The organism is Streptomyces sp. NPDC096048 (assembly GCF_044763415.1).
Classification (GTDB): domain Bacteria; phylum Actinomycetota; class Actinomycetes; order Streptomycetales; family Streptomycetaceae; genus Streptomyces.
In genome coordinates, this window is sequence record NZ_JBIWGG010000013.1 from 142,905 (window position 1) to 164,992 (window position 22,088).

The 22,088-nt window shown below is 72.3% G+C and carries 18 protein-coding genes; 12 read left to right on the forward strand and 6 right to left on the reverse strand.

What is annotated here, in order from left to right:
- Nucleotides 1-17: 17 nt before the first annotated feature.
- From ACIQ6R_RS31775 to ACIQ6R_RS31800, 6 genes are all read left to right on the forward strand, one after another.
- Complete coding sequence (locus ACIQ6R_RS31775) at nt 18-1,307, forward strand: extracellular solute-binding protein (RefSeq protein ID WP_404225073.1); 1,290 nt, start codon at nt 18-20, stop codon at nt 1,305-1,307.
- A 5-nt stretch (nt 1,308-1,312) separates the two neighbouring features.
- On the forward strand, nt 1,313-2,218 hold the full coding sequence (locus ACIQ6R_RS31780) for a carbohydrate ABC transporter permease (protein WP_404225075.1): 906 nt from the start codon (nt 1,313-1,315) through the stop codon (nt 2,216-2,218).
- Complete coding sequence (locus ACIQ6R_RS31785; RefSeq protein WP_404225077.1) at nt 2,215-3,135, forward strand: carbohydrate ABC transporter permease; 921 nt, start codon at nt 2,215-2,217, stop codon at nt 3,133-3,135. The genes ACIQ6R_RS31780 and ACIQ6R_RS31785 overlap by 4 nt, the downstream gene beginning before the upstream one ends.
- Nucleotides 3,136-3,197: 62 nt before the next feature.
- Entirely contained in the window at nt 3,198-4,484 is a 1,287-nt protein-coding gene (locus ACIQ6R_RS31790) for a glycosyl hydrolase (RefSeq protein WP_404225079.1), read from the forward strand.
- The gene (locus ACIQ6R_RS31795) at nt 4,481-6,526 is read left to right on the forward strand and encodes an endo-beta-N-acetylglucosaminidase (RefSeq protein ID WP_404225080.1); all 2,046 of its coding nucleotides are present in this window, start codon (nt 4,481-4,483) and stop codon (nt 6,524-6,526) included. Before ACIQ6R_RS31790 ends, ACIQ6R_RS31795 begins: the two co-directional genes overlap by 4 nt.
- Nucleotides 6,527-6,557: 31 nt before the next feature.
- On the forward strand, nt 6,558-9,581 hold the full coding sequence (locus tag ACIQ6R_RS31800; RefSeq protein ID WP_404225082.1) for an alpha-mannosidase: 3,024 nt from the start codon (nt 6,558-6,560) through the stop codon (nt 9,579-9,581).
- A 54-nt stretch (nt 9,582-9,635) separates the two neighbouring features.
- Here the strand turns inward: ACIQ6R_RS31800 and ACIQ6R_RS31805 are convergent, their stop codons facing one another.
- Nucleotides 9,636-11,051 carry a lipase maturation factor family protein gene (locus tag ACIQ6R_RS31805; RefSeq protein ID WP_404225084.1) on the reverse strand — a complete coding sequence of 472 codons (1,416 nt, stop codon included), beginning with the start codon at nt 11,049-11,051 and terminating at the stop codon, nt 9,636-9,638.
- A gap of 150 nt (nt 11,052-11,201) precedes the next feature.
- Between ACIQ6R_RS31805 and ACIQ6R_RS31810 the strand changes: the two genes are divergently transcribed.
- From ACIQ6R_RS31810 to ACIQ6R_RS31820, 3 genes are read left to right on the forward strand one after another with little or no spacing between them, the layout of a single operon-like run.
- Nucleotides 11,202-12,335: a DUF6777 domain-containing protein gene (locus ACIQ6R_RS31810; RefSeq protein WP_404225086.1), complete on the forward strand. Its 1,134-nt coding sequence runs from the start codon at nt 11,202-11,204 to the stop codon at nt 12,333-12,335.
- 58 nt (nt 12,336-12,393) lie between these two features.
- Entirely contained in the window at nt 12,394-14,484 is a 2,091-nt protein-coding gene (locus ACIQ6R_RS31815; RefSeq protein ID WP_404225088.1) for a SpoIIE family protein phosphatase, read from the forward strand.
- A 42-nt stretch (nt 14,485-14,526) separates the two neighbouring features.
- Complete coding sequence (locus ACIQ6R_RS31820) at nt 14,527-15,390, forward strand: Fpg/Nei family DNA glycosylase (RefSeq protein WP_404225090.1); 864 nt, start codon at nt 14,527-14,529, stop codon at nt 15,388-15,390.
- 159 nt (nt 15,391-15,549) lie between these two features.
- Here ACIQ6R_RS31820 and ACIQ6R_RS31825 read toward each other — a convergent pair whose 3' ends face one another.
- The 3 genes from ACIQ6R_RS31825 to ACIQ6R_RS31835 all read right to left on the reverse strand — a co-directional run bounded on the left by ACIQ6R_RS31825 (nt 15,550) and on the right by ACIQ6R_RS31835 (nt 17,600).
- Nucleotides 15,550-16,200 (reverse strand): zf-HC2 domain-containing protein, encoded by a 651-nt coding sequence (locus ACIQ6R_RS31825; protein ID WP_404225091.1) that lies wholly within the window; start codon nt 16,198-16,200, stop codon nt 15,550-15,552.
- A 191-nt stretch (nt 16,201-16,391) separates the two neighbouring features.
- Entirely contained in the window at nt 16,392-16,904 is a 513-nt protein-coding gene (locus ACIQ6R_RS31830; protein ID WP_404183911.1) for a hypothetical protein, read from the reverse strand.
- A gap of 141 nt (nt 16,905-17,045) precedes the next feature.
- A complete protein-coding gene (locus tag ACIQ6R_RS31835; RefSeq protein ID WP_404183914.1) occupies nt 17,046-17,600 on the reverse strand; it encodes a sigma-70 family RNA polymerase sigma factor in 555 nt (184 codons plus the stop codon).
- A gap of 253 nt (nt 17,601-17,853) precedes the next feature.
- On the opposite strand from ACIQ6R_RS31835, the gene ACIQ6R_RS31840 reads away from it, so the two are divergent.
- On the forward strand, nt 17,854-19,008 hold the full coding sequence (locus ACIQ6R_RS31840) for a CapA family protein (protein ID WP_404225093.1): 1,155 nt from the start codon (nt 17,854-17,856) through the stop codon (nt 19,006-19,008).
- Between the two features lie 134 nt (nt 19,009-19,142).
- Here the strand turns inward: ACIQ6R_RS31840 and ACIQ6R_RS31845 are convergent, their stop codons facing one another.
- Nucleotides 19,143-19,604: a universal stress protein gene (locus ACIQ6R_RS31845; protein WP_404183920.1), complete on the reverse strand. Its 462-nt coding sequence runs from the start codon at nt 19,602-19,604 to the stop codon at nt 19,143-19,145.
- 109 nt (nt 19,605-19,713) lie between these two features.
- Between ACIQ6R_RS31845 and ACIQ6R_RS31850 the strand changes: the two genes are divergently transcribed.
- Nucleotides 19,714-20,550: a polysaccharide deacetylase family protein gene (locus tag ACIQ6R_RS31850; RefSeq protein ID WP_404183923.1), complete on the forward strand. Its 837-nt coding sequence runs from the start codon at nt 19,714-19,716 to the stop codon at nt 20,548-20,550.
- Nucleotides 20,551-20,581: 31 nt separating this feature from the next.
- Here ACIQ6R_RS31850 and ACIQ6R_RS31855 read toward each other — a convergent pair whose 3' ends face one another.
- On the reverse strand, nt 20,582-21,247 hold the full coding sequence (locus tag ACIQ6R_RS31855) for a class F sortase (protein WP_404184090.1): 666 nt from the start codon (nt 21,245-21,247) through the stop codon (nt 20,582-20,584).
- Nucleotides 21,248-21,578: 331 nt separating this feature from the next.
- On the opposite strand from ACIQ6R_RS31855, the gene ACIQ6R_RS31860 reads away from it, so the two are divergent.
- Nucleotides 21,579-22,073 (forward strand): hypothetical protein, encoded by a 495-nt coding sequence (locus ACIQ6R_RS31860; RefSeq protein WP_404183926.1) that lies wholly within the window; start codon nt 21,579-21,581, stop codon nt 22,071-22,073.
- The last annotated feature ends 15 nt before the right edge of the window (nt 22,074-22,088 follow it).

Genomic DNA, 22,088 nt, shown 5'->3' on the forward strand with positions numbered 1-22,088 from the left:
CAGGGAGACGTGTCACCGTGCCCACTTCGCGCAGAAGCTTCGCTGTCGCAGCCGTAGCCGCCCTCGTCCTGCCGCTCAGCGCCTGCGGATCGGGAGGGGACGGCGGCTCCTCCGACGCCTCCGGCAAGGTCGAGGGCGACATCACCTTCCAGACCTGGAACCTGCGGGCCAACTTCAAGCCGTACTTCGAGGGCCTGATCGCGGACTTCGAGAAGAAGCACCCCGGCACCCACGTCAAGTGGATCGACCAGCCCGCCGAGGGCTACGCCGACAAGATCAGCGCCGACGCCGCCGGCGGCACCCTGGCCGATGTCGTCAACGTCTCCCCGGACCTCGCCGCCCCGCTCGCCCAGGCCGGCCTCGCCCTCGACCTGGACCAGGCCGCCGGGCAGTACAAGAAGGACTACCTGGAGGCCGCCTGGGCCAGCCAGCAGGTGCCGGGCATGGAGGGGACCTACGCGTTCCCCTGGTACCTCAACACCGGCCCGCTCTTCTACAACAAGTCCCTGTTCGAGAAGGCCGGTCTCGACGCCGACAAGCCGCCGACGACCTACGACGAACTCTTCGACACCGCGCTGCGGCTCGCCCGGAAGACCGACGGAGAGGTGGCCACGCTCGCCAACGTGCCCACCATCGAGGACTTCGGCCGCTATGGCGTCCCGCTCATGAACGACGAGGGCACGGCCTTCGCGTTCGACGACGCCAAGGGCGTCGAACTCCTCACCCGCTACAAGGAGCTGTACGACGCCGGCGGCCTGGACTCGCAGGCGCTGACGGCCACGCCCGAGTCGTCCGGGAAGAAGTTCCTGACCGGTGCCGTCGCCATGAACCCCGGCAGCGCGCTCGACCTCGCCAACTTCAAGAAGCAGGCCCCGAGCCTGTACGAGAACATCGGCATCACCGACCAGATCACCAGCACCGGCCACGTCAACATGTACGTGATGGGCCTGCTGGTGAACTCCCGGAGCGACCGCAAGCCCGCCGCGGTCGCCTTCGCCCGCTTCGTCACCGACGCCGCCCACCAGATGTCGTTCGCCAAGCAGGTCGCCGTCTTCCCCAGCAGTGCGGGTTCCCTGGACGACCCGTACTTCACGGAGGAGGACGGGACCGACGAGACCCGGGTCCGGGTGGCTGCCGCCAAGTCGCTGAGGACCGCCGTCAACTACACGCCGGTGCTGTTCAGCGAGCAGATGAAGACCGAGCTGCGCAACGAGGTCGCCAAGGCGCTCCAGGGCAAGCAGAGCCCGAAGGAAGCTCTTGACAACGCTGTCAAGGCATGTGACCGGCTCCTGAAGCAGCAGGGCTGAGCGTCATGGCGAGTTCCACCGTGTCCTCCGGCCCGCGCCGGGTGCGCCGCCAACTGCCCAGCAGCCCCTGGCTGTTCGCCGCCCCCGGGCTGCTGATCGCCGGCGCGTTCATCCTCTATCCGTTCGTCTCGACGCTGGTCAACTCCTTCACCGACCGCCGCACCCTGGTCCCGGGCGAGTTCGTGGGCCTCGCCAACTTCCGCGAGCTGCTCCACGACGACATGTTCTGGATCGGCCTGCGCAACAGTGCCCTGTACGTCCTCGGGGTCGTGCCCGCGCTCGTCCTGCTGCCGCTGCTGCTCGCGATGCTGGTGCAGAAGAGCATCCCCGGCATCTCCTTCTTCCGGTCCGCCTTCTACACCCCGGTCGTCGCCTCGATCGTCGTGGTCGGGCTGATCTGGGTGTGGATGCTGGACGAGCGCGGCCTGGTCAACTCGGTGCTGGAGACCATAGGCGTCGGCCGGATCGGCTTCCTCAGCGACCAGTGGCTGATCCTGCTCAGCGCCATGGCCGTCACGGTCTGGAAGGGCCTCGGCTACTACATGATCATCTACTTGGCGGCGCTGGCCAACGTGCCCCGCGAGCTGCACGAGGCCGCCGCCGTGGACGGCGCGGGCGCCCTGCGCCGCTTCGTCACCGTCACCATGCCCGCCGTGCGCTCCACCATGGTCCTGGTCGCGGCCCTCGCCTCGGTCGCCGCGTTCAAGGTGTTCTCCGAGGTGTACCTGATGGCGGGCCCGGACGGCGGTCCCGCGGGCGAGGACACCACCCTCGTCATGCTCGTCCAGCGCACCGGCACCGGCCTGACCGGCCGCGTCGGTTACGCCTCGGCCATCTCCGTCGTCGTCTTCGTCGTCACGCTGGTCCTGATGCTGCTCGTGCTGCGCGCCGACCGGAAGGAGGAGTCGTGAGTGTCGTGGAGAAGGTCCGGCCCGCCGCCAAGCAGCCGGCTCCGTCCCCGACCCGGAACCGGGAACCGGGGATCACCGACGAGAACGGCCGACGGGTACGCGTCTGGGAACTCGTCCTGCGCTACCTGCTCCTGCTCGGCGTGCTCGCCCTGACCATCGGCCCGTTCGTCTGGCAGCTGTCGACCTCGCTGAAGGGTCCGACGGAGGACATCTTCAGCTCCCCGCCGAAGTTCCTGCCCTCCGATCCCACCCTGCACAACTACGAGCGGGTCGCCGAGACCATCCCCGTGTGGGACTACGCGCTGAACTCGCTGAAGGTCGCCGTCGCCAACGTCGTGACCAACTGCGTCGGCGCCGCGCTCGCGGGCTACGCCCTGGCCCGGCTGCGCTACCGCGGCCGCCGCGTCACCACCCTGGTCTTCATCCTGACCATGCTCGTCCCGGTGGAGGGCATCATCATCGCCCAGTTCACCACCATGCGAGAGCTGGGCCTCAACAACACCCTGGTCGGCGTCCTGCTGCCCGGCTGCGTCAGCGCCCTCAACGTCCTCCTGATGCGCAACGCCTTCCTCAACCTGCCCTACGAGATCGAGGAGGCGGCCTACGTCGACGGCGCCAACGTCTGGCAGCGGTTCTGGCGCATCGCCCTTCCCGCCGTGAGGGGCACCCTGGCGGTCGTCGCGATTTTCGCCTTCATGGGCGCCTGGGACGACTTCCTGTGGCCGCTGATCGTGCTGAGCGACCCGTCCAACTTCACGCTGACCATCGGCCTCAACTACCTGCACGGCACCTTCGCCAACGACGAGCGCCTCGTCGCCGCGGGCACGATCATCGCCGTGGCGCCGCTGATCGTCCTCTTCGCCTGCCTCCAGCGGTACTTCTTCCGCGGGGTCGGCGAGGGCGCCGTCAAGGGCTGACCCCTCCACGCCGCCCGCCATCAGGGCCGATACCCCGACTTCCCCCCTCACAAGGACACCGCATGTCTCCTGCCGTGCGCTTCGGCGTCAACTACACGCCCAGCGACGGGTGGTTCCACTCCTGGCTCGACTTCGACGCGGACTCCGTACGCGCCGACCTCGACTCCATAGCCGCGCTGGGCGTGGACCACATCCGGGTCTTCCCGCTGTGGCCCTACTTCCAGCCCAACCGCACCCTGATCCGCGAGCGCGCGGTCGGGCACCTGGTGGAGCTGGTCGACGCGGCCGGCGAACGCGGTCTCGACGTCAACGTGGACGGCCTCCAGGGCCACCTGAGCAGCTTCGACTACCTGCCGGCCTGGACCCGCACGTGGCACCGGCGCAACCTGTTCACCGACCCCGAGGTCATCGACGGCCAGGCCACCTACCTGCGCACCCTCGCCGCCGCCCTCGCCGGGCGGTCCAACTTCCTCGGCATGACCCTCGGCAACGAGGTCAACCAGTTCTCCGCCGGGCCCCACCCCGACCCGGACCGGGCGAGCGCCGACCAGATCGACGCCTGGCTGGAGCGGATGCTCGCCGCCTGTGAGGAGGGCGCCCCGGGACGGATGCACCTGCACGCCGAGTACGACGCCACCTGGTACCAGGACGACCAGCCGTTCACCCCGGCCCAGGCCGCCCGGCGGGGCGCCGTGACGGCCGTGCACTCCTGGGTCTTCAACGGCACCGCCCAGCGCCACGGCCGCACCTCCGTGCCCAGCGAGCACCACGCCGCCTATCTGATCGAGCTGAGCAAGGCCTGGGCCGACGACCCGCACCGCCCGGTGTGGCTCCAGGAGGTGGGCGCCCCCGCCCCCCTCGTCCCCGCCGAGCACGCCGCCGCCTTCACCGAGGCCACGATCGCCAACGCCCTGGACTGCCCCGGCCTTTGGGGCGTCACCTGGTGGTGCTCCCACGACGTGTCCCGGGCACTGGCCGACTTCCCGGAACTGGAGTACGGGCTGGGCCTGCTCACCAACGACCGCCGCCCCAAGGACACGGCACAGGTCCTGGCCCGCGCCGCCCGCGAGGGGCGTGCGGGATCCCACCCCGCCCCCGCCCCGCGCACCACCGCGCTGGCCGTCCCCGCCGACCCGGCCACGCGCTCGGCCTGCGCCCCCGGCGGCGCGTTCTTCGACGCCTTCTTCCGGCTGGTCGCCGACGGCGCCCGCCCCACCACCGTCCTCGACACGCGCGCCGCCGACACCGAGCACCTCGCGGCCCGCGGCATCACCGAGGTCGTCACTCCCGGCCAGGTCCTTCCCACCCCGCACGGACCCACCGTCCGCCAAGGAGGCACCCGCTCGTGAAGCCCACCCGACGCACCGTCCTGCTCGCGGGCGCCGCGGCAGCCCTGTCGCCCGCCCTGCCCGCGACCGCCGCCCCGGCCGCCGCCCCGCAGGGCCCGGCCCGGGCCGCCGCGGCGCTCCAGCCGTACGCCTCCTACTGGTTCCCCGACTCGCTGCCGTCCGGTACCCCGGGCGACGGGATCACCTGGCGCAGCCTCAAGGACTGGCGCGCGGCCCACGACCGCGACCTGGCCTTCAACGCCGCCTCCGTGCCGCTCGCAAGCCGCTTCACCCCGACGCCCGCCAACGCCACGGCCCGCGCCGGACAGGCCCGCATCCAGTCTCTGGTCTCCTTCGGGAACACCGCGGCCAACCCCTCCCAGGGCTCGGCCACCGCCGACTACTACGCCCTCACCCACTGGGCGTACGTCGACGAACTCGTCTTCTGGGGCGGCTCCGCGGGCGAAGGGCTGATCCTCGCCCCGAACGCCCCGGTCGTGGACGCCGCGCACCGCCACGGCGTGCCCGTCCTCGGCAACGTCTTCCTCCCGCCCGTGGGTCATGGCGGGCAACTGCGATGGACCCGCGACCTCGTGCGGAAGGACGCCGCCGGGCGGTTCCCGCTCGCCGCGCGACTGGTCGCCGTCGCCGAGGCCCACGGCTTCGACGGCTGGTTCGTCAACGCCGAGACCGAGGGAGGCGACGCCGCGCTCGGTGCGGACATGCTCGGCTTCGTGCGGGAGCTCAAGACCCTCGCCCAGGCCAAGGGCCAGCGGGTGACCTGGTACGACGCGATGACGGTGGACGGGACGGTCACCTGGCAGGGTGCGCTCGACGACCGCAACGAGGCCTTCTTCGCGCACGCCGACGGCATGTTCGTCGACTTCCGCTGGACCGCCGACCGCCTCGCCTCCTCCGGTGAGCGAGCCGAGCGGCTGGGCCGCGGCCGCTACGAGCTGTGGGCCGGCGTGGACGTGGAGGCGAACGGCTGGAACACGTCCGAGAACTGGGACGCGATCGTGCCGCGGGACGCCGCGCACATCACCTCGGTCGGCCTGTACCGGCCCGAGTGGACCCGCAACCACCTGCCCGCGGACCGGCGGACCCCGGGCGACTTCCACGCCGCGGACGACCGGTTCTGGACGGGGGAGTCGCTCGACCCCTCACGTCCGGCCGGCGGGGACGGCTGGCGGGCGCCCGCCGTGTCGGTCGCCGACCGGTCGACCGTCACGTCCCTGCCGTTCGCCAGCGTCTTCAACTCCGGGCACGGTCTGCGGTGGTACGAGGAGGGCACCGTGACGTCGGACACGCCCTGGAACCACCTCGGTCTCCAGGACCGGCTGCCGTCACGGCGCTGGGTGGTGCGAACGCGAGGCGCGCGCCCGGCGGTCTCCTTCGACTTCGCCGACGCCTGGCGGGGCGGCAGCAGTGTGCTGGTCGACGGTGAACTCGACGAGCCGGCCGTCCTGGACCTGTACGCGACACGGCTGCCGCTGGGCGACGACACGGTCGTCGAACTGACGCACCGCACGGACGCGGGCGCCGTGACCGTCGAACTCGCCGTCGCCACGGCCGACGCCGGTGAACCGGGTGCGGCACCGCCGTACCGTTGGCTGCCCGTACCGGCTGCCACGGCGGAGTCGGCCAACGGCTGGCGGACGGTCACCGTGCCGCTCACCGGCATGTCCGGCACCCTCCACGCGATCGGCGTGCGGCTCACCGCGACCGAAGGCCCCGTGCGCTGGCGGGCCGGCTCGCTCGCCGTCCGCACGGGCCCGGCGACGACGCCCGCCGCGCCCACGGCCCTGCGGATCACCGGCGCGACCGGCGGCGACCTGCGCTTCGCCTGGAACCACGCCCACGGTGACGATGTACGCCACTACACCCTCCACCGCGTCCTGCCCGACGGTACCCGCCGCTTCCTCGGCGGGACCTGCCAGCGCGCGTGGTTCGCCGGCGGGCTGCGGCCCGAGCCGGGCGAGCGGACCGCGCGATTCGAACTGCGCGCCGTGGGGGAGCTGTACACCACGTCCGCGCCCGCGACCGTGACCCACCCCTGGTAACCGCCCGCCCCACCGAACCCGGAGCACCCGCATGCATGACGACCGCGACCTGGTCGAAGCCCGCCTCAAGCGCGTCCTCGACGAGCGCATCCGCCCCGCCGTGTACCCCGAGTCCGTGCCGCTGGACGTCGCGGTGTGGAACGCCCCCGGCGAGCCCGTGCCGGTCGCCGAGGGGCTCGCGTCCGACCCCGCGCCCATCGAGGTGGGCGCCCGCTGGGGCGCTCCCTGGGGCACCAGCTGGTTCCGCGTCACCGGAACCGTCCCCGAGGAATGGGCCGGCCGGACGGTCGAGGCCATCCTCGACCTCGGCTTCGACGAGAACATGCCCGGCTTCCAGTGCGAGGGCCTGGTGTACCGGCCCGACGGCACCCCGGTGAAGGGCCTCAACCCGCGCAACCAGTGGGTGCGGATCGGCGCTCCCGTGGCGGGCGGCGAGGAGGTGCGCCTGCACGTCGAGGCGGCCTCCAACCCGGTCATCCTCGACTACCACCCCTTCGTGCCCACGCGGCTCGGCGACCAGGACACGGCGGGCGGTGAGCCGCAGTACACGCTCACCCGCATGGATCTCGCGGTCCTCGACGAGACCGTCTGGCACCTCGTGCTCGACCTGGAGGTGCTCGGCGAGCTGATGGTCGAGCTGCCGGTGGAGTCGCCGCGCCGCTGGGAGATCCTGCGGGCGGTGGACAAGGCGCTCGACGCCGTCGACCTCCAGGACGTGAACGGCACGGCCGAACAGGCCCGTTCCCACCTCACCGGGGTACTGTCCGCCCCCGCCGTCCCCTCCGCGCACCGCATCAGCGCCGTCGGCCACGCGCACATCGACTCGGCGTGGCTGTGGCCGCTGCGCGAGACCGTGCGCAAGGTGGCCCGCACGACGTCGAACATGACCGCCCTCCTGGAGGACGAGCCGGACTTCGTCTTCGCCATGTCGCAGGCCCAGCAGTGGGCGTGGGTGCGCGACCACCGCCCCGAGGTGTGGGCCCGCGTGAAGAAGGCCGTGGCGGACGGCCGGTTCGTGCCGACCGGCGGCATGTGGGTGGAGTCGGACACCAACATGCCGGGCTCGGAGGCGATGGCCCGGCAGTTCGTGCACGGCAAGCGGTTCTTCCTCGACGAGTTCGGCGTCGAGAACGACGAGGCGTGGCTGCCGGACACCTTCGGCTTCGCGGCCGGGCTGCCGCAGATCATCAAGGCGGCCGGCACCAAGTACCTGCTGACGCAGAAGATCTCCTGGTCGCAGACGAACAAGTTCCCGCACCACACCTTCCGCTGGGAGGGCATCGACGGCACCCGGATCTTCACGCACTTCCCGCCCGTCGACACCTACAACTGCTCCATGAAGGGCAGCGAGATCGCCCACGCGGCGAAGAACTTCAAGGACAAGGGCGTCGCCCGGCACTCCCTCGCGCCGACCGGCTGGGGTGACGGCGGCGGCGGCACCACCCGCGAGATGGTCGCCAAGGCGGCCCGGCTGCGCGACCTCGAAGGCTCGGCGACGGTCGAGTGGGAGACCCCGCGGGCCTTCTTCGAGAAGGCCGAGGCCGAGAACCCCGAGCCGCCCGTCTGGGTCGGCGAGCTCTACCTCGAACTGCACCGCGCCACCCTCACCAGCCAGGCCAAGACCAAGCAGGGCAACCGCCGCAGCGAACACCTCCTGCGGGAGGCCGAGCTGTGGGCGGCCACGGCGGCCGTGCGCGTCGGGTTCCCCTACCCGTACGACGACCTGGACCGCGTCTGGAAGACGGTCCTGCTGCACCAGTTCCACGACATCCTGCCCGGCTCCTCCATCGCCTGGGTGCACCGCGAGGCGCGCGCGACGTACGACCGGGTCGCCGACGAGCTGAACCGGATCATCGACGCCGCCCAGCGCGCCCTGGCCGGCGAGGGCGAGACCCCGCTGGTCTTCAACGCCGCCCCGCACCCCCGGGCGGGCGTCCGGGCGGGCGCCGCCGCCGGCCCCGCCACCGAGGGCCGCACCGGCCTCACTCCCCGCCCCGGCGGCGGACACGTCCTGGACAACGGCCTGCTGCGCGTCGAGATCGACGACCGGGGGCTGGTCGTCTCGGCGTACGACATCGAGGCCGACCGCGAGACGATCGCGCCGGGCGCGGCGGGCAACCTGCTCCAGCTCCACCCCGACTTCCCGAACATGTGGGACGCCTGGGACGTCGACGCGTTCTACCGCAACACGGTCACCGACCTCACCGACGCCGACGAGGTCGCCCCCGGCGACGGCGGCGCCTCGGTGCGGATCGTCCGCTCCTTCGGCTCCTCCCGCGTCACCCAGGTGCTGACGCTCGCGCCGGGGGAGCGGCGGCTGGAGGTGGACACCGAGGTCGACTGGCACGAGACGGAGAAGTTCCTCAAGCTCGCCTTCCCGCTCGACGTGCACGCCGAACGGTACGCGGCCGAGACCCAGTTCGGGCACTTCCACCGGCCCACGCACACCAACACCAGCTGGGAGGCGGCCAAGTTCGAGGCCTGCAACCACCGCTTCGTCCACCTGGAGGAGCCCGGCTGGGGCGTGGCCGTCGTCAACGACTCGACGTACGGCCACGACGTCACCCGGACGGTCCGTACCGACGGCGACGCCGGTACGACCACCACCGTCCGGGTGTCCCTGCTGCGCGCCCCGCGCTTCCCCGACCCCGAGACCGACCAGGGCGTGCACCGGTTCCGGCACGCGCTGGTGCCGGGCGCGTCCATCGGCGACGCCGTGCGCGAGGGCTGGCGGATCAACCTGCCCGAGCGGCGCGTGACGGGCGCCGGGGAGGTCGCGCCGCTGGTCTCGGCCGACCGGGACGCGGTCGTGGTCACCGCCGTCAAGCTCGCCGACGACGGCAGCGGCGACGTGGTGGTCCGCTTCCACGAGGCCCACGGCGGCCGGGTGCGGGCCACCCTGACGGCCGGCTTCCCGGTCGCCGGCGTGGCGGTCACCGACCTGCTGGAGCGTCCGCTCGCCGAGGAGGAGTCCGCGGTCGAGACCGACGGCGACCGGGTCGCCGTACGGCTGCGCCCGTTCCAGCTGATGACCCTGCGCCTGAAGCGAGCGTAGCGCTCGGGACGGGCCCGGCTCGCTCGGAGGGCCGGGCCCGTCCGCCCGTCACGGTCACCGGACCGTGCCCACCAGCCGCGTAGGCGGCAGGTACTCCCGCACATACGTCCGCTCCCAGCACGCGCCCGTCTCCCGCAGCTCGCGCCACGTCGTGTACCGGTAGCGGAACAGCCGGGCGCGGACGAAGCGCGGCGGCGCGTCGGGCGGGAACGGGGAGCGGCGCAGCAGCTTCAGCGTGGCCCGGTCGTTCTCCAGCAGCCGTTCCACCAGGGTGCCGAACCAGGACCCGGCGTACGACGGCGACAGCGCGGCGAACCACATCAGCCAGTCCAGCCGCAGATGGTACGGCGCGAACTGGCGCGGCCAGCGCCGCAGATCACCGGGCTTGCCCTTGAACTCGTACTCCCGCCAGTCCCCGTCCTCGCGGGCCACCTCGTCGGCGGTGCCCTCGATCACCACCTCGTAGCGGACCCGGCTGACGGTCCCGAAGGCGCCGTAGGTGTTGACCAGGTGGAGCGAGTCGAAGGACCGGTTCATCACCTGGCTGCGGGAGAGCATGTTGCGGACCGGCCGGTGGCTCAGGAACACCAGCAGCGCCGCCACCGCGAGGACCACGACCTCGTACCAGAGCGGCGCGGCGGACACGGACGGCGGATCGGCCGGGAACCGGACCGCCGACAGCGCCAGCACGATGGTGATCCAGTTCAGCCAGGAGAAGTTCCCCGACAGCACCAGCCACGACTGGGTCACGATCATCAGCGCCGCGGCGGCCGTCGCGACGGGCTGCGGCGTGAACAGCAGGAAGGGCACGAGGAGCTGTGTGACGTGGTTCGCGGCCACCTCGACGCGGTGCAGGGGGCGGGGAAGGTGGTGGAAGAACCAGCTCAGCGGGCCCGGCATCGGCTGGGTCTCGTGGTGGTGGTCCAGGCAGGTCAGCCTCCGCCAGCACTCGTCGCCGCGCATCTTGATCAGTCCCGCCCCGAACTCGACCCGGAACAGCAGCCAGCGCAGCAGGAACAGCACGACGATCGGTGGCGCCACCTCGTCGTTGCCGAGGAACACGGCGACGAACCCGGTCTCCAGCAGCAGCGACTCCCAGCCGAACGAGTACCAGGTCTGCCCGACGTTGACGATCGACAGGTACAGCACCCACGGCACCAGCCACAGCGACATCGCGCCCCACAGCGGCAGCAGCGAGTCAAGCCCCGCCACCAGCGCCGCCGACACCGCGCAGCCCGACCACGCCACGACCGCGAAGAGACGGTCCGAGTAACGCAGCTGGAACAGGCTCGGCGCCCGCTTGAACGGTACCCGCTCGACGAACCGCGGCACGGGCGTCAGACCGCGCTCGCCCATCAGCGCTCGGAACTGGAGGGCCGCCGTCAGGAACGCGACCAGGTACATGACGGCCAGGGCCCGCTGGAAGACCAGTCGGCTCAGCCAGTACTCGGGTGCGGTGAACCACTCCACGTGCCGCGCTCCTAGGGTGCGTCACTCTTCGTGCGTCACTCTTCGTGCGTCGCCGTTCCGGTTGCGTGACCGGAGTGAGCGAAGCAGACAATAGTGCTCGATTGTCTTGATTGTTATTGATCGTTCTTCTCCGAACGACAGGAGCGCGCGGTGCGGACAGCTCTCGGCCCCTCCGTCTCCGCCTGCCTGCTGTCGGTGGCGCTCCTCGTCGGCGCCACCGGCTGCGGTGTCGCCGGTGCCGACGGCGACCCGGCCGCCGAAACGGGTGGAGTACTCCACCTCCAGCCGTCCGCCGCCCAGGGCCCGGACCCGTTCACGGAGTCCACGGCCGTCTCGACGGCTACCCCGCCCCCGGCCGTCCGAACGCCGCGGTCCGTGCCCGCGGGCGCCACGTCCGTCGCGCTCGACGGGCTGCGTCCCCTCTCGGGCGGGACGCCCGGCCTCTACGGCGGCATCCGGCACGTCGGCAGCTGCGACGTCACCCGGCAGATCGGCCACCTGGCCGCGCGGCCGGCCCGGACACGCGCCTTCACCGAGGTCGCCGGGGTCTCCGCGGCGGCGCTCCCCGACTACCTGCGGGGACTCACCCCGGTCGTGCTGCGCGCCGACACCCGGGTCACCAACCACGGCTACCGGGACGGCAGGGCCGCCGGATACCAGGCGGTCCTCCAGACGGGTACCGCCGTCCTCGTCGACGACCGGGGCGTGCCGCGCGTGCGCTGCGCCTGCGGCAACCCGCTCAAGGCGCCAATCGCGTCCGGCGACGAGTCCGTCACCCGCGGCACGCCCTGGCCCGGCTACCGGCCCTCCGAGGTGATCGCGGTGACCCCGGCGCCCCGGGCGATCACCGGCCTGACCCTCGTCAGCACCGTGGACGACACCTGGATCGGGCGGCGGCTCGGCCACGACACCCGCCACGACCGGCCCGTCCCCACGCCCGCGTGGGCCACCGGCACACCGACTCCGGCACCGTCCTCGCCTCCCACCACCCCGGCGGCCGACCCGCCCAGCGCCGCGCCGAGCCCGAAAGAGGTGAGCGAAGAGGTAAGGCAAGGGGCCCCCGAGGAGGTGTTCGAGGAGCCGTCCGAAGAGGTGTACGAGGAGCCGTACCGAGAGGCGTACGAGGAGCCGTACGAGGAGCTGTACGAAGAGGCGCACGAGAAGCCGTACGAGGAGCCGTACCCGGCCGGCGCACCCACCGACGACGCGACCGAGTCCGGCCCCGAGGCCGCTCCGGACGCTCCCGACCTGCCCGACGGCGGCACTCCCGCGGATGTCTTCTGACAGCGCGAAGAAGCCGAACAAGTCGAAGAATCGGGCAAATCCTGGCAAGGTGGGGCCCATGGCTGATCGGGGAGCGAGTGCCCCGTCACTCCCGGACGACTGGCCCGCCCACCCGGACCCGATCCTGGCGCTCAACCGCATGGGCAGCTTCGACTGGGACCTGGACACGGGACTGTTCCACATGGACGCGCAGGCCTACGAGGTGTTCGACCTGCGCCCCGAGGAGTACGACGGGCGCCCCGAGTCGCTGGCGATGCGCGTTCCCGCGGCGGAGGGGAGCCGCCTGGACGCCCTGGTCGCCCAGGCCATGAAGGACGGCAGCGAGAACTACGGCACCTACTTCCGCCTGCGCTGCCGCGACGGCACCCTGCGCTGGACCCGCACCCAGGGCTACATCCGGCGCGACGAGACCGGCCGCCCCCGCCGGATCATCGGCATCGTCCGCGACGCCACCCAGGAGGTCGCCGACATCGAGGCCCGCCGCGAGCAGGCCGCGCAGGACGAGGCCCGGCGCCGGCTCACCAACGTCGTCCAGCTCGCCACGGCCGCACTGGCGCACGCCCGTACGGTGGACGACGTCATCGAGGTCCTGCGGGACACCCACGGCCTCACCCGCCTGGGCGCCACCAGCCTCGTGATGGGCCTGGTCGAGGCCGGCCGCATCCGGCTGGTCGCCGACGGCCCCGACAACAGCTTCGTCCCCGGCACCCGCGTCACCCGGATCGACGAGCCGTACCCGATGAGCGAGGCCGTGCGGACCCTCAGCCCCCGCTTCATCGAGTCGCCGGAGGACTTCGCGGAGCGCTATCCCGGCCTGTGGCAGAGCATCACCCACCTGAACATCACCGCTGCCGCCTACCTGCCGCTGATCGCCCAGGCCCGGCCGATCGGCGCGATCGGGCTGCTCTACAGCGACCGGCGCGGCTTCTCGGCGGAGGACCGCAACGTACTCGTCGCGCTCGGCAGCGGCATCGCGCAGAGCCTGCAGCGGGCCATGCTCTACGAGCAGGAGATGGACCTCGCCGAGGGCCTCCAGCAGGCCATGCTCCCGCGCTCCATTCCCAGCGTGCCCGGCTGCGACGTCGCCGTCCGCTACCGCGCGGCAACCATCGGCGGCGCCCTCGGGCGCGACATCGGCGGTGACTGGTACGACCTGATCCCGCTGCCCGGCGGCCGCGTCGGCGCCGTCATCGGCGACGTCCAGGGCCACGACACGCACGCCGCCGCCGTCATGGGACAGCTGCGCATCGTGCTGCGCGCCTACGCCGCCGAGGGCCACCCCCCGGCCACGGTGATGGCACGGGCCTCCGTCTTCCTCCACGAACTCGACACCGACCGCTTCGCTACCTGCCTGTACGCGGAGGCCGACCTGGGCACCGGAGTGGTCCAGATGGTCCGCGCCGGGCACATCGACCCCCTGCTGCGGCGAGGCGACGGGAGCTGCCGCCGCGTCCCCGTCGAGGGCGGGCTGCCGCTCGGCCTGTCCGCCGAGTTCGGGCGCCTGGCCTATCCCGTCTCCACCGTGGAGCTGGACCCGGGCAACACCCTGCTGCTGTGCACCGACGGTCTGGTCGAGCAGCCCGGCGCCGACCTCGACGAGGGGATAGACGTCCTCACGGCGCTGGTCGCCTCCGGCCCGCAGGACGTGCGGGACCTGGCCGACCGGCTCATCGACGTGGCCGAGGAGCGCCGCGGCGACGACGACGTGGCGCTGCTCCTGCTGCGCCGCCACGGGACGCACGTACCCCGGACCTTCGGCCGGCTCCAGCAGCACGTGTCACCGGGCGACCCCGAGGCCCTCACCGAGGCCCGGCACATGGTCCGCGCCGCCGTCCGAGCCTGGGGCGCCGCAGGTCAGAGCGACGAGATCGAGCTGGTCGCCGACGAGCTGGTCACCAACGCCCTGATGCACACCGAGGGCTCCGCGATCGTCACCCTGCGGCTGCTCACCGGCACCGACCGCAGGCTGCGTGTCGAGGTCGAGGACACCTCCAGCGCCCTGCCGCGCCGCCGCGACGCCGGGGACGCCGGTGTCTCGGGACGAGGTCTGCTCCTGGTCGACGCGCTGGCCGACGAATGGGGCGTGGAGGCGCGCGGCGGCGGCAAGTGCGTGTGGTCCGAGTTCGTGGTGTCCCACCGCGCGGGCTGAAACCCCACTGGCACTGTCGGTCCCCGGTGGCACCCTGGACGTATGCCAGAACTGCCCGAGGTCGAGGCGCTCAGGGACTTCCTGACCGAGCATCTCGCCGGCCGCGAGATCGTCCGTGTACTGCCCGTGGCGATCAGCGTCCTGAAGACGTACGACCCTCCGCTCACCGCCCTGGAGGGCCACCAGGTGACCGCGGTGCACCGCCACGGCAAGTTCCTCGACGTCGAGACCGCCGGCGGCCCGCATCTGGTGACCCATCTGGCCCGCGCGGGCTGGCTGCACTGGAAGGACAGCCTCCCCAGCGGCCTACCCCGCCCCGGCAAGGGGCCGCTCGCCCTGCGCGTCGCGCTGGATACCGGCGCCGGCTTCGACCTGACGGAGGCGGGCACGCAGAAACGGCTCGCCGTGTACGTCGTGGCCGACCCGCGGCAGGTGCCCGGCGTGGCCCGGCTCGGCCCCGACCCGCTCGCCGCCGACTTCGACGAGGCGCGCTTCGCCGCCCTCCTCGAAGGCGAGCGGCGGCAGCTCAAGGGCGCCCTGCGCGACCAGAGCCTGATCGCGGGCGTGGGGAACGCGTACAGCGACGAGATCCTGCACGCGGCGAGGATGTCCCCCTTCAAACTCGCCGCGTCCCTCACCGACGAGGAGACCGCCCGGCTGTACGCCGCCCTGCGCGACACGCTCACCGAGGCGGTCGAACGCTCCCGGGGCATCGCGGCCGGCCGGCTCAAGGCCGAGAAGAAGAGCGGGCTGCGCGTGCACGGCCGCACCGGCGAACCCTGTCCGGTGTGCGGCGACACCGTGCGCGAGGTCTCCTTCAGCGACTCGTCGCTCCAGTACTGCCCGACCTGCCAGACCGGCGGCAAGCCGCTGGCGGACCGGAGGCTGTCCCGGCTGCTCAGATAGCGCCGCCCGGTTCATCGGGAAAAACAGCTGTTCCGGCCGCGGTCCGGCGCCCCGCGCCCGACACCCCGGACGCCGTCACCGCGGCCTTCGCCCGTCTCGCCGTACGGGACGACGGCCCCGAGAAGGAGCGGTCGCGGCCGCTCGACGGGAGGTGGCCACTCAGCCGGCGGGCAGCGTCACCAGGTGTTCGCCGTCCGCGGTGCGCACCTCGTAGCGGGCGATCTGGTCGGGATGCAGGGCGGCGCCGCCGTGCATGGTGTTCGGCCGGGCGTCGTGCCCGGGGACGCTCCAGCTGGTGACCGTCTGCTCCGTGCCGTCTAGTCCGACGGCGATCAGCCGGCAGGAGCGCGGCCCCGCCCCGTCCTTGACCTCGAGCTCCACATCGGTGCCCCAGGCCTCGTCCTCGGTGGTGACCCGCGCCCACACCCCGGACCGTTCGTCGGTCGCGGTGATCCGCACCGCCGGGTCGGCCTGTCCCGCGAAGATGACGACGCCGGGACCGGCCACGGCACACACGACCGCGGCTGCCACGGCGTACAGCACCCGCCTGCGGCCGGCCCTTCGGCGCGTGGTCACCTCGGACAGCAGGCGGTCCAGCAGTCCCGGGCCGGGCCTGGTCATGGGGTGGACGAGGCGTGGCGTCGCCCGCCGGTACAGCATCAACTGGCGGGCGGCGGGGCCGAACTCGGTCACCTGCGCCGCGCACCGGGGGCACTCCATGAGGTGGTCCTCGAAGCGGAACGCTTCCGCCTCGTCCAGCACGCCGAGCGCGTAGGCGCCGACGTCACGATGCCTTTCCAGGGACCTCATGCCGAATCCTCGTGCCGTTGGGTGTGGGTGGGGTCACTCCTTGCTCCCACCCGTACGCACCGGACAGCCGAATCACTCAAGCCACGGACAGAATCGCGACCAAGGGGTTCGGAGCGGTCGGGCCCGTGGATTGGTCGGCCCGTGAAGAAGTTCGTGAGACCGGCCGGGCACCCGGGAAACCGGCCCGGCGCCTAGAAGAGATGGATGGCCAGGTGGCCGAGCGGCAGCCCCAGCTGCCACGCCGGGGTCCACACCTTCGGTCCCTCGTCCTCCCCGGTCACCGCCCCGCCCGGGACCGCGTTCAGGTCCGGGGCGAGCAGTTCGGTCTCCTGGAGCCAGCGCCAGGCGTCCCGCGCCAGCTCCAGGTCCGCCGAGTGCCGGCCGGCGGCGATCGCGTCGGCCGTGACCTCGGCCAGCCGCACCCGCACCCACTCGTGCCACGGCTGGTCGTAGGCGGTGAGCGACAGCCAGGTCTCCAGCCGGGTGATGACCCGGATGCCGCCGAGCTCGTCGTCGGTGTCGGACAGGAAGACGGTCAGCGCCAGGGCGTCGCGCCCGGCGCGGAACTCGAAGGACGTCGGCGGCATCAGATCGCCGGTCCGCAGCAGCTCGTCGGCGATGTACTCGGCGTACAACCACGCCATGGGAACGGCCAGTTCGCCCCCACCGGTGCCGTCCGTGCTCTCTTGCCCTCTGTGCAGCATCCCTTCCTGCCTTCCTCCGGTGCGTACGCGTCGCCCGACCCGGGTCATGGACCCCCGTCCGGAACACGGATGAGGACAGCCGATTACTCAACCGGGGTCCCGGGCAAGGCGCTTTACGGAGGTTTGACCATACGGTCGGTTTCACCGCAGGTCGGCGGCGTATCCCGGTAGCACCCTGCGCAGGGCGCGCAGCGCGTAGTACGCGCGCGACTTCACGGTACCGGGTGGGATGCCCAGGGCTGCCGCGGCTTCCGCCACACTCGCCCCCTGGAAGTACACCAGCACCAGGACTTCACGGTGCTCCGGAGTGAGTGTCTTCACAGCCTCGCGCACATCCAGCGCCGCTGCGGCGCTTTCGGCGTGATCGGCGCAGACCCGTGCGTTGTCCAGTACGGCGTCGCCGACCTCCGCGGGCCGCGCCTGCCGGGCCCGGCGCGCGTCGATCGCGAGTCGCCGGGCCACGGTGAGCAGCCAGGGCCGTACGGAGTCGAAGTCGTCGGCGCGCAGCGCCTCGGGATGCTGCCAGGCGCGGACCAGGGTCTCCTGCACGAGGTCCTCGGCGCGTTGCCGGTCGCCGTCGCTGAGCCGCAGCAGCAACGCGAAGAGCGGCCGGCCGTGCTCGCGCTGCAGTGCGGCGAGCTCGTGCTCGGCGGTCGTCCCGTTCGTCCTGTCCGTCAGGGTGATTCCGGCCGTCATGGCCGTATGGCACCGCAGGGCGCCGCCCGGGGACAGGGCGCGCGCACGGGTGTGCGACGGACGGTCGATCGCGTCGACGAACGGTTCGACGAACGGTCGGTACGTCCGTTCGACCGGTGGGCGCACCCCGTTCGCGCACGCCGGACGGGCTAATGAGCGTGTCGGAGTCGCCCGGGACGCCGCGAGCCTCATTACCTGTTTGTAAGTAAATGTGACTATTCATCGGTGTGTGCGACCCCAGCGGAGTGAACGGATGATCACACGCAGTCGGCAGGTGGCCCTGGCCCTGACCGCCCTTCTCACCGTGGGCGCTGCCTGCCAGGCCAGCGACCACGAACCGCCGAAACGGCCGGCCCCGGCCCCGTCCGCCGCGGACACCGGCGTCTTCACCCTGGTCGCCTCCGGCGACGTACTGCCGCACGACTCGATCATCGAACGGGCCCGCTTCGACGCGGGCGGCACCGGCTACGACTTCCGCCCCATGCTCGCCGGCGCCGAACCGGTCGTCTCGCGCGCCGACCTCGCCCTGTGTCACATGGAGACCGTGTACGGCGCGAACGGCGACTACAGCGGCTATCCCCTCTTCAAGTCCCCGCCCCAGGTGGCCGAGGCGCTGGCCGCCACCGGCTACGACGGCTGTTCCACCGCCTCCAACCACAGCGTCGACGACGGCGCCGACGGCATCCGCCGCACCCTGGACGCCCTCGACCGCGCCGGTGTACGGCACGCCGGTACGGCGCGCACCGAGGCCGAGGCGCGCACCGCGACGGTTCTGCGCGCGGGCCGCGCCGACGTCGCCCACCTCGCCTACACCCTGCACACCAACGGCCACCCGGTTCCCGAGGAGCAGCCCTGGGCGGTCGGGATGATCGACGAGGAGCAGATCCTCACGGACTCCAGGGCCGCCCGGGAGGGCGGCGCGGACATCGTCGTCGTGTCCCTGCACTGGGGCACCGAATGGCAGGACGAGCCCGACGAGGACCAGTTGACCCTGGCCCGGAGCCTGACCGCGGCCAAGACCGGCGACCGTCCCGACATCGACCTGATCCTCGGCACCCACGCCCATGTCCCGCAGGCGTACGAGAAGATCAACGGCACCTGGGTGATCTACGGGATGGGCGACCAGATCGCGGGAGAGATGATCAACGACGAGGGCGCCCGCGATCCGCGCGGCAACCAGTCGAGCATCGGCCGCTTCACCTTCGCCCCGCCCGCCCGGCCCGGTGAACGCTGGCGGGTGACCAGGGCCGAGTTCGTCCCGCAGCTGTTCGACGTCGACGCCGGCCGGGTGGTCAACCTCAACCGCGCGCTGGAGCAGGGCGCCGATACGCGTGCCGTGCGCGACCGGATCCGCGACGTCGTCCTCAGCCGGGGCGCGGCCGAGGACGGGCTGGTGATGGGGGAGTAGGCCGGGCTGACGGCGCGCCAGCTCCGACTTCAGGTACGAGTAGCCGAAGTAACGGCAATCGGCTGACGGTGGATCATGATGACGCACACCCGCCCGCGACGGCGGCCGCGACGTACGCACCGCACCCGCCGGCGCTACGGCACCACTGTCACGGGCCAGCGCCCCGCCTTCACCAGCCGCACCGCGACGGAACCGACGATCCGGTGTCCGGCCTGCTCGGAGGCGCCCACCACCACGGCGTCGGCCTTCAGTTCGTCGGCCGCCCTGACCAGCCCGCTGTAGGGGTCGCCGCGGAAGGTGTGGAACTCCCAGCGCACGTCGAATATCCCCTTGGACCGCTCGGTCGCCTCGCGGATCTGGGCCACCAGGTCCTCGGCGATCTCGTCGGTCGTCTCCGTCACCGGCGCCCCGAGCGCCGCGCCCGACGCCAGCACCGGCTGCACGTACACCACGGCGAGCAGCGCGCGCTGCCGCCGGGCCAGACCTCCGGCGTACGCCGCCGCCCGGAGCGAGGAGTCGGAGCCGTCGACCCCGACGACGATGACCTTCGGCCCGTCCGTGCCCCGTTCGAACCGCTGGGAGTGCTGTTCCGTCACGCCGCGAGGCTATCCGGTCGCTCGTGGTCTTGGGCCGTGCGGGTGGTTCCGTGCCGCCGCACCGGTGTTGCTCAGGTGCGCCGGACCGTGGCCGGGCGACTGATGAGTCATGAAGAAGGATCAGTTGCTGACACGACGCCGCGCCCTGCTGGCCGGCGCCGCGGCCGTGGGAGCGGCAGGCACCGCCGGCGCGCTCGCGGTGACCCTGGGGGACGGCCCGGCCCGGCCGGTCGCCCCCGCCCCGGGTTCCCCGGCGCACCGCCCGCTCAAGCCCTCCGCCTACCGCCTTCAGCCCTTGACCGGATACGGTGCGCCGCGTGCCGCGCCCGCGCGGACCCCGGTGCGCAGCGAGCCGATCCTGCGCGTGTCGGGCCGGGGCCGCACCATGCTGCTCACCTTCGACGACGGGCCCGACCCCCGCTACACCCCGGACATCCTGGACACGCTGGCGAAGTACGACGTGCGCGCGACGTTCTTCGTGTGCGGCGAGATGGCGGACTACAACAGGGACCTGCTGTCCCGGATGGCCGACGAAGGGCACGTCGTCGGCAACCACACCTGGTCCCACCCGCTGCTGACCAGCCTCGGCCGGCGCCGTATCCGCTCCGAGATGGAGCGCACGAGCGAGGTCGTCGAGCAGGCCTACGGCGAGCCGCCCCGGTGGTTCCGGGCCCCGTACGGAGCGTGGAACCGCGCCGCCTTCCAGCTCGGTGCCGAACTCGGCATGGAACCGCTCGCCTGGACCGTGGACACCCTCGACTGGACCACCCCGGGCACCGGCACCATCGTCGACCGGGTCGAGGACGGCGCCGCCCCCGGCGTCGTGGTGCTCTCGCACGACGCCGGGGGCGACCGCTCGCAGAGTGTCCGCGCCCTGCGCTCCTACCTGCCGGCGCTGCTGGACTCCGGCTACCACCTCACCGTCCCCCGGCGGCGTCACGTCTGACGCCCGCGACGCCCGCCCGGCCGGGGTGCGCTCAGCGGACCCCGGTCATGCGGGCGAAGGCGACGACGTTCCCCTCGTAGCCGTTCTGCTTGGAGAAACCGCCACCGCAGGTGATGACCCGCAATTCGGGGCTGCCCTTGGAGGCGTACACCCGGTCGCCGGGGAAATTGTCCTTCTCGAACACCTCGATGCCGTAGATCTCGAAGACCGCCGTCTTTCCGTCCTGGCGGTGCACGTCGACCTTGTTTCCCTTTTTCAGCGCCCCGAGCCCGTAGAAGACGGCGGGACCCTGTTGGTTGTCGACATGGCCCACGACGACCGCGGTGCCCTTTTCCCCGGGGGTGACCGCGCCGGTGAACCAGCCCGCCAGATTCGGGTCCTCGGGCGGCGGCGCGCCGACCCAGCCGTCCGCGTCCAGGCCGACCGGCATCATCGGCGCGTCCACCTGGATGGCGGGAATGCCGACCCGGTCGGGCACCGAGTACGGCAGCGGCGTGAGGCCCGCGGCGGCGCCGTCGCCACCCGCGACGCGGGTGTCCGAGGCGGCGGCCGACGCCGGCTGCGGCGGGCCCGCGTCGAATTCCCCCGAACCGTTCCGGATGAGCGCGAGCCCGGTCAGCAGAACAAGCGCTATCACGCCCCAGGGAGCGCGCTTCCTCCGCCGCTCCTCCTCTTCGGCCCACTCGGACGCATCCATTCGCCATCCCCTCTCGACCCGGCCGTCGCCGTGCCATTCGCGCATACGAGAACGCTAAGCGCCGTGCGTCCGACCGGCGACGGGGCGGCGGCGAACGGGTGGCACGCACGCCCTTCCGTGAGCCATCCGGGATTTCCCCGACAGGAAATTTCTGACGGTCCGTGACCTGCGGCGATATCCACTCGCGCGCCACCGGCCCGGTATGCCCCTCACCAGGACGGACCATTCCCGAAATGCGGCTCCGCGCAGGTCAACTGAGGGTCTTTCTGGGAGGCGCTTTCTCGCCGATCGACCGGGGACGGGACCCGGGGCGTCTTCCGCGGAGGATCACATGCGAAACACTCGTGCCCTCGCGGCAGCCGGCGCCGCGGTCGCTGTCCTCGGGCTGGCCGCCCCCACGGCCACCGCGGGCGGCGACCACAACCAGCCGTCCAACATCGTCGCCCTGCCCAGCGTGATCGCCCGCGGCGGCCAGATGACCGTCACGGTCGACGGCTGCCCGCAGGGCGGCACGATGACCTCGGACGCGTTCCGGACGACCCACCTGACCCCGGTCAAGGGTGCCAACGAGACCTCCAAGGGCACCGCCACCATCAAGGAGGACGCCCGGCCGGGCTCGTACGACATCACCGTCAACTGCTCCGGCAGGCGACTGACGCGTCCGGCCGCCTTCACCGTCATCGGCGGCGTCCGCGGCGGCATCGGCGGCAGCAACTCCAGCGGGGCGACCCCGACCGACATCGCGATCGGCGGCGGGCTCGTCGCGGCGGCCGTCGCCGGTGGTGGCCTGTTCTGGATGCGCCGCCGGGCCGAGCGGCGGATCTGAACCGTCCCCGCCCGT

Excerpts from the sequence above, each read along its gene's own strand:
- ACIQ6R_RS31815 (WP_404225088.1), top strand. The coding sequence starts at position 12,394 with ATGGCTGATCGGGGAGCGAGTGCCCCGTCACTCCCGGACGACTGGCCC.
- ACIQ6R_RS31790 (WP_404225079.1), top strand. The coding sequence starts at position 3,198 with ATGTCTCCTGCCGTGCGCTTCGGCGTCAACTACACGCCCAGCGACGGG.
- ACIQ6R_RS31820 (WP_404225090.1), top strand. The coding sequence starts at position 14,527 with ATGCCAGAACTGCCCGAGGTCGAGGCGCTCAGGGACTTCCTGACCGAG.
- ACIQ6R_RS31830 (WP_404183911.1), bottom strand. The coding sequence starts at position 16,904 with ATGCTGCACAGAGGGCAAGAGAGCACGGACGGCACCGGTGGGGGCGAA.
- ACIQ6R_RS31840 (WP_404225093.1), top strand. The coding sequence starts at position 17,854 with ATGATCACACGCAGTCGGCAGGTGGCCCTGGCCCTGACCGCCCTTCTC.
- ACIQ6R_RS31800 (WP_404225082.1), top strand. The coding sequence starts at position 6,558 with ATGCATGACGACCGCGACCTGGTCGAAGCCCGCCTCAAGCGCGTCCTC.
- ACIQ6R_RS31835 (WP_404183914.1), bottom strand. The coding sequence starts at position 17,600 with ATGACGGCCGGAATCACCCTGACGGACAGGACGAACGGGACGACCGCC.
- ACIQ6R_RS31860 (WP_404183926.1), top strand. The coding sequence starts at position 21,579 with ATGCGAAACACTCGTGCCCTCGCGGCAGCCGGCGCCGCGGTCGCTGTC.
- ACIQ6R_RS31850 (WP_404183923.1), top strand. The coding sequence starts at position 19,714 with ATGAAGAAGGATCAGTTGCTGACACGACGCCGCGCCCTGCTGGCCGGC.
- ACIQ6R_RS31855 (WP_404184090.1), bottom strand. The coding sequence starts at position 21,247 with ATGGATGCGTCCGAGTGGGCCGAAGAGGAGGAGCGGCGGAGGAAGCGC.
- ACIQ6R_RS31780 (WP_404225075.1), top strand. The coding sequence starts at position 1,313 with ATGGCGAGTTCCACCGTGTCCTCCGGCCCGCGCCGGGTGCGCCGCCAA.
- ACIQ6R_RS31825 (WP_404225091.1), bottom strand. The coding sequence starts at position 16,200 with ATGAGGTCCCTGGAAAGGCATCGTGACGTCGGCGCCTACGCGCTCGGC.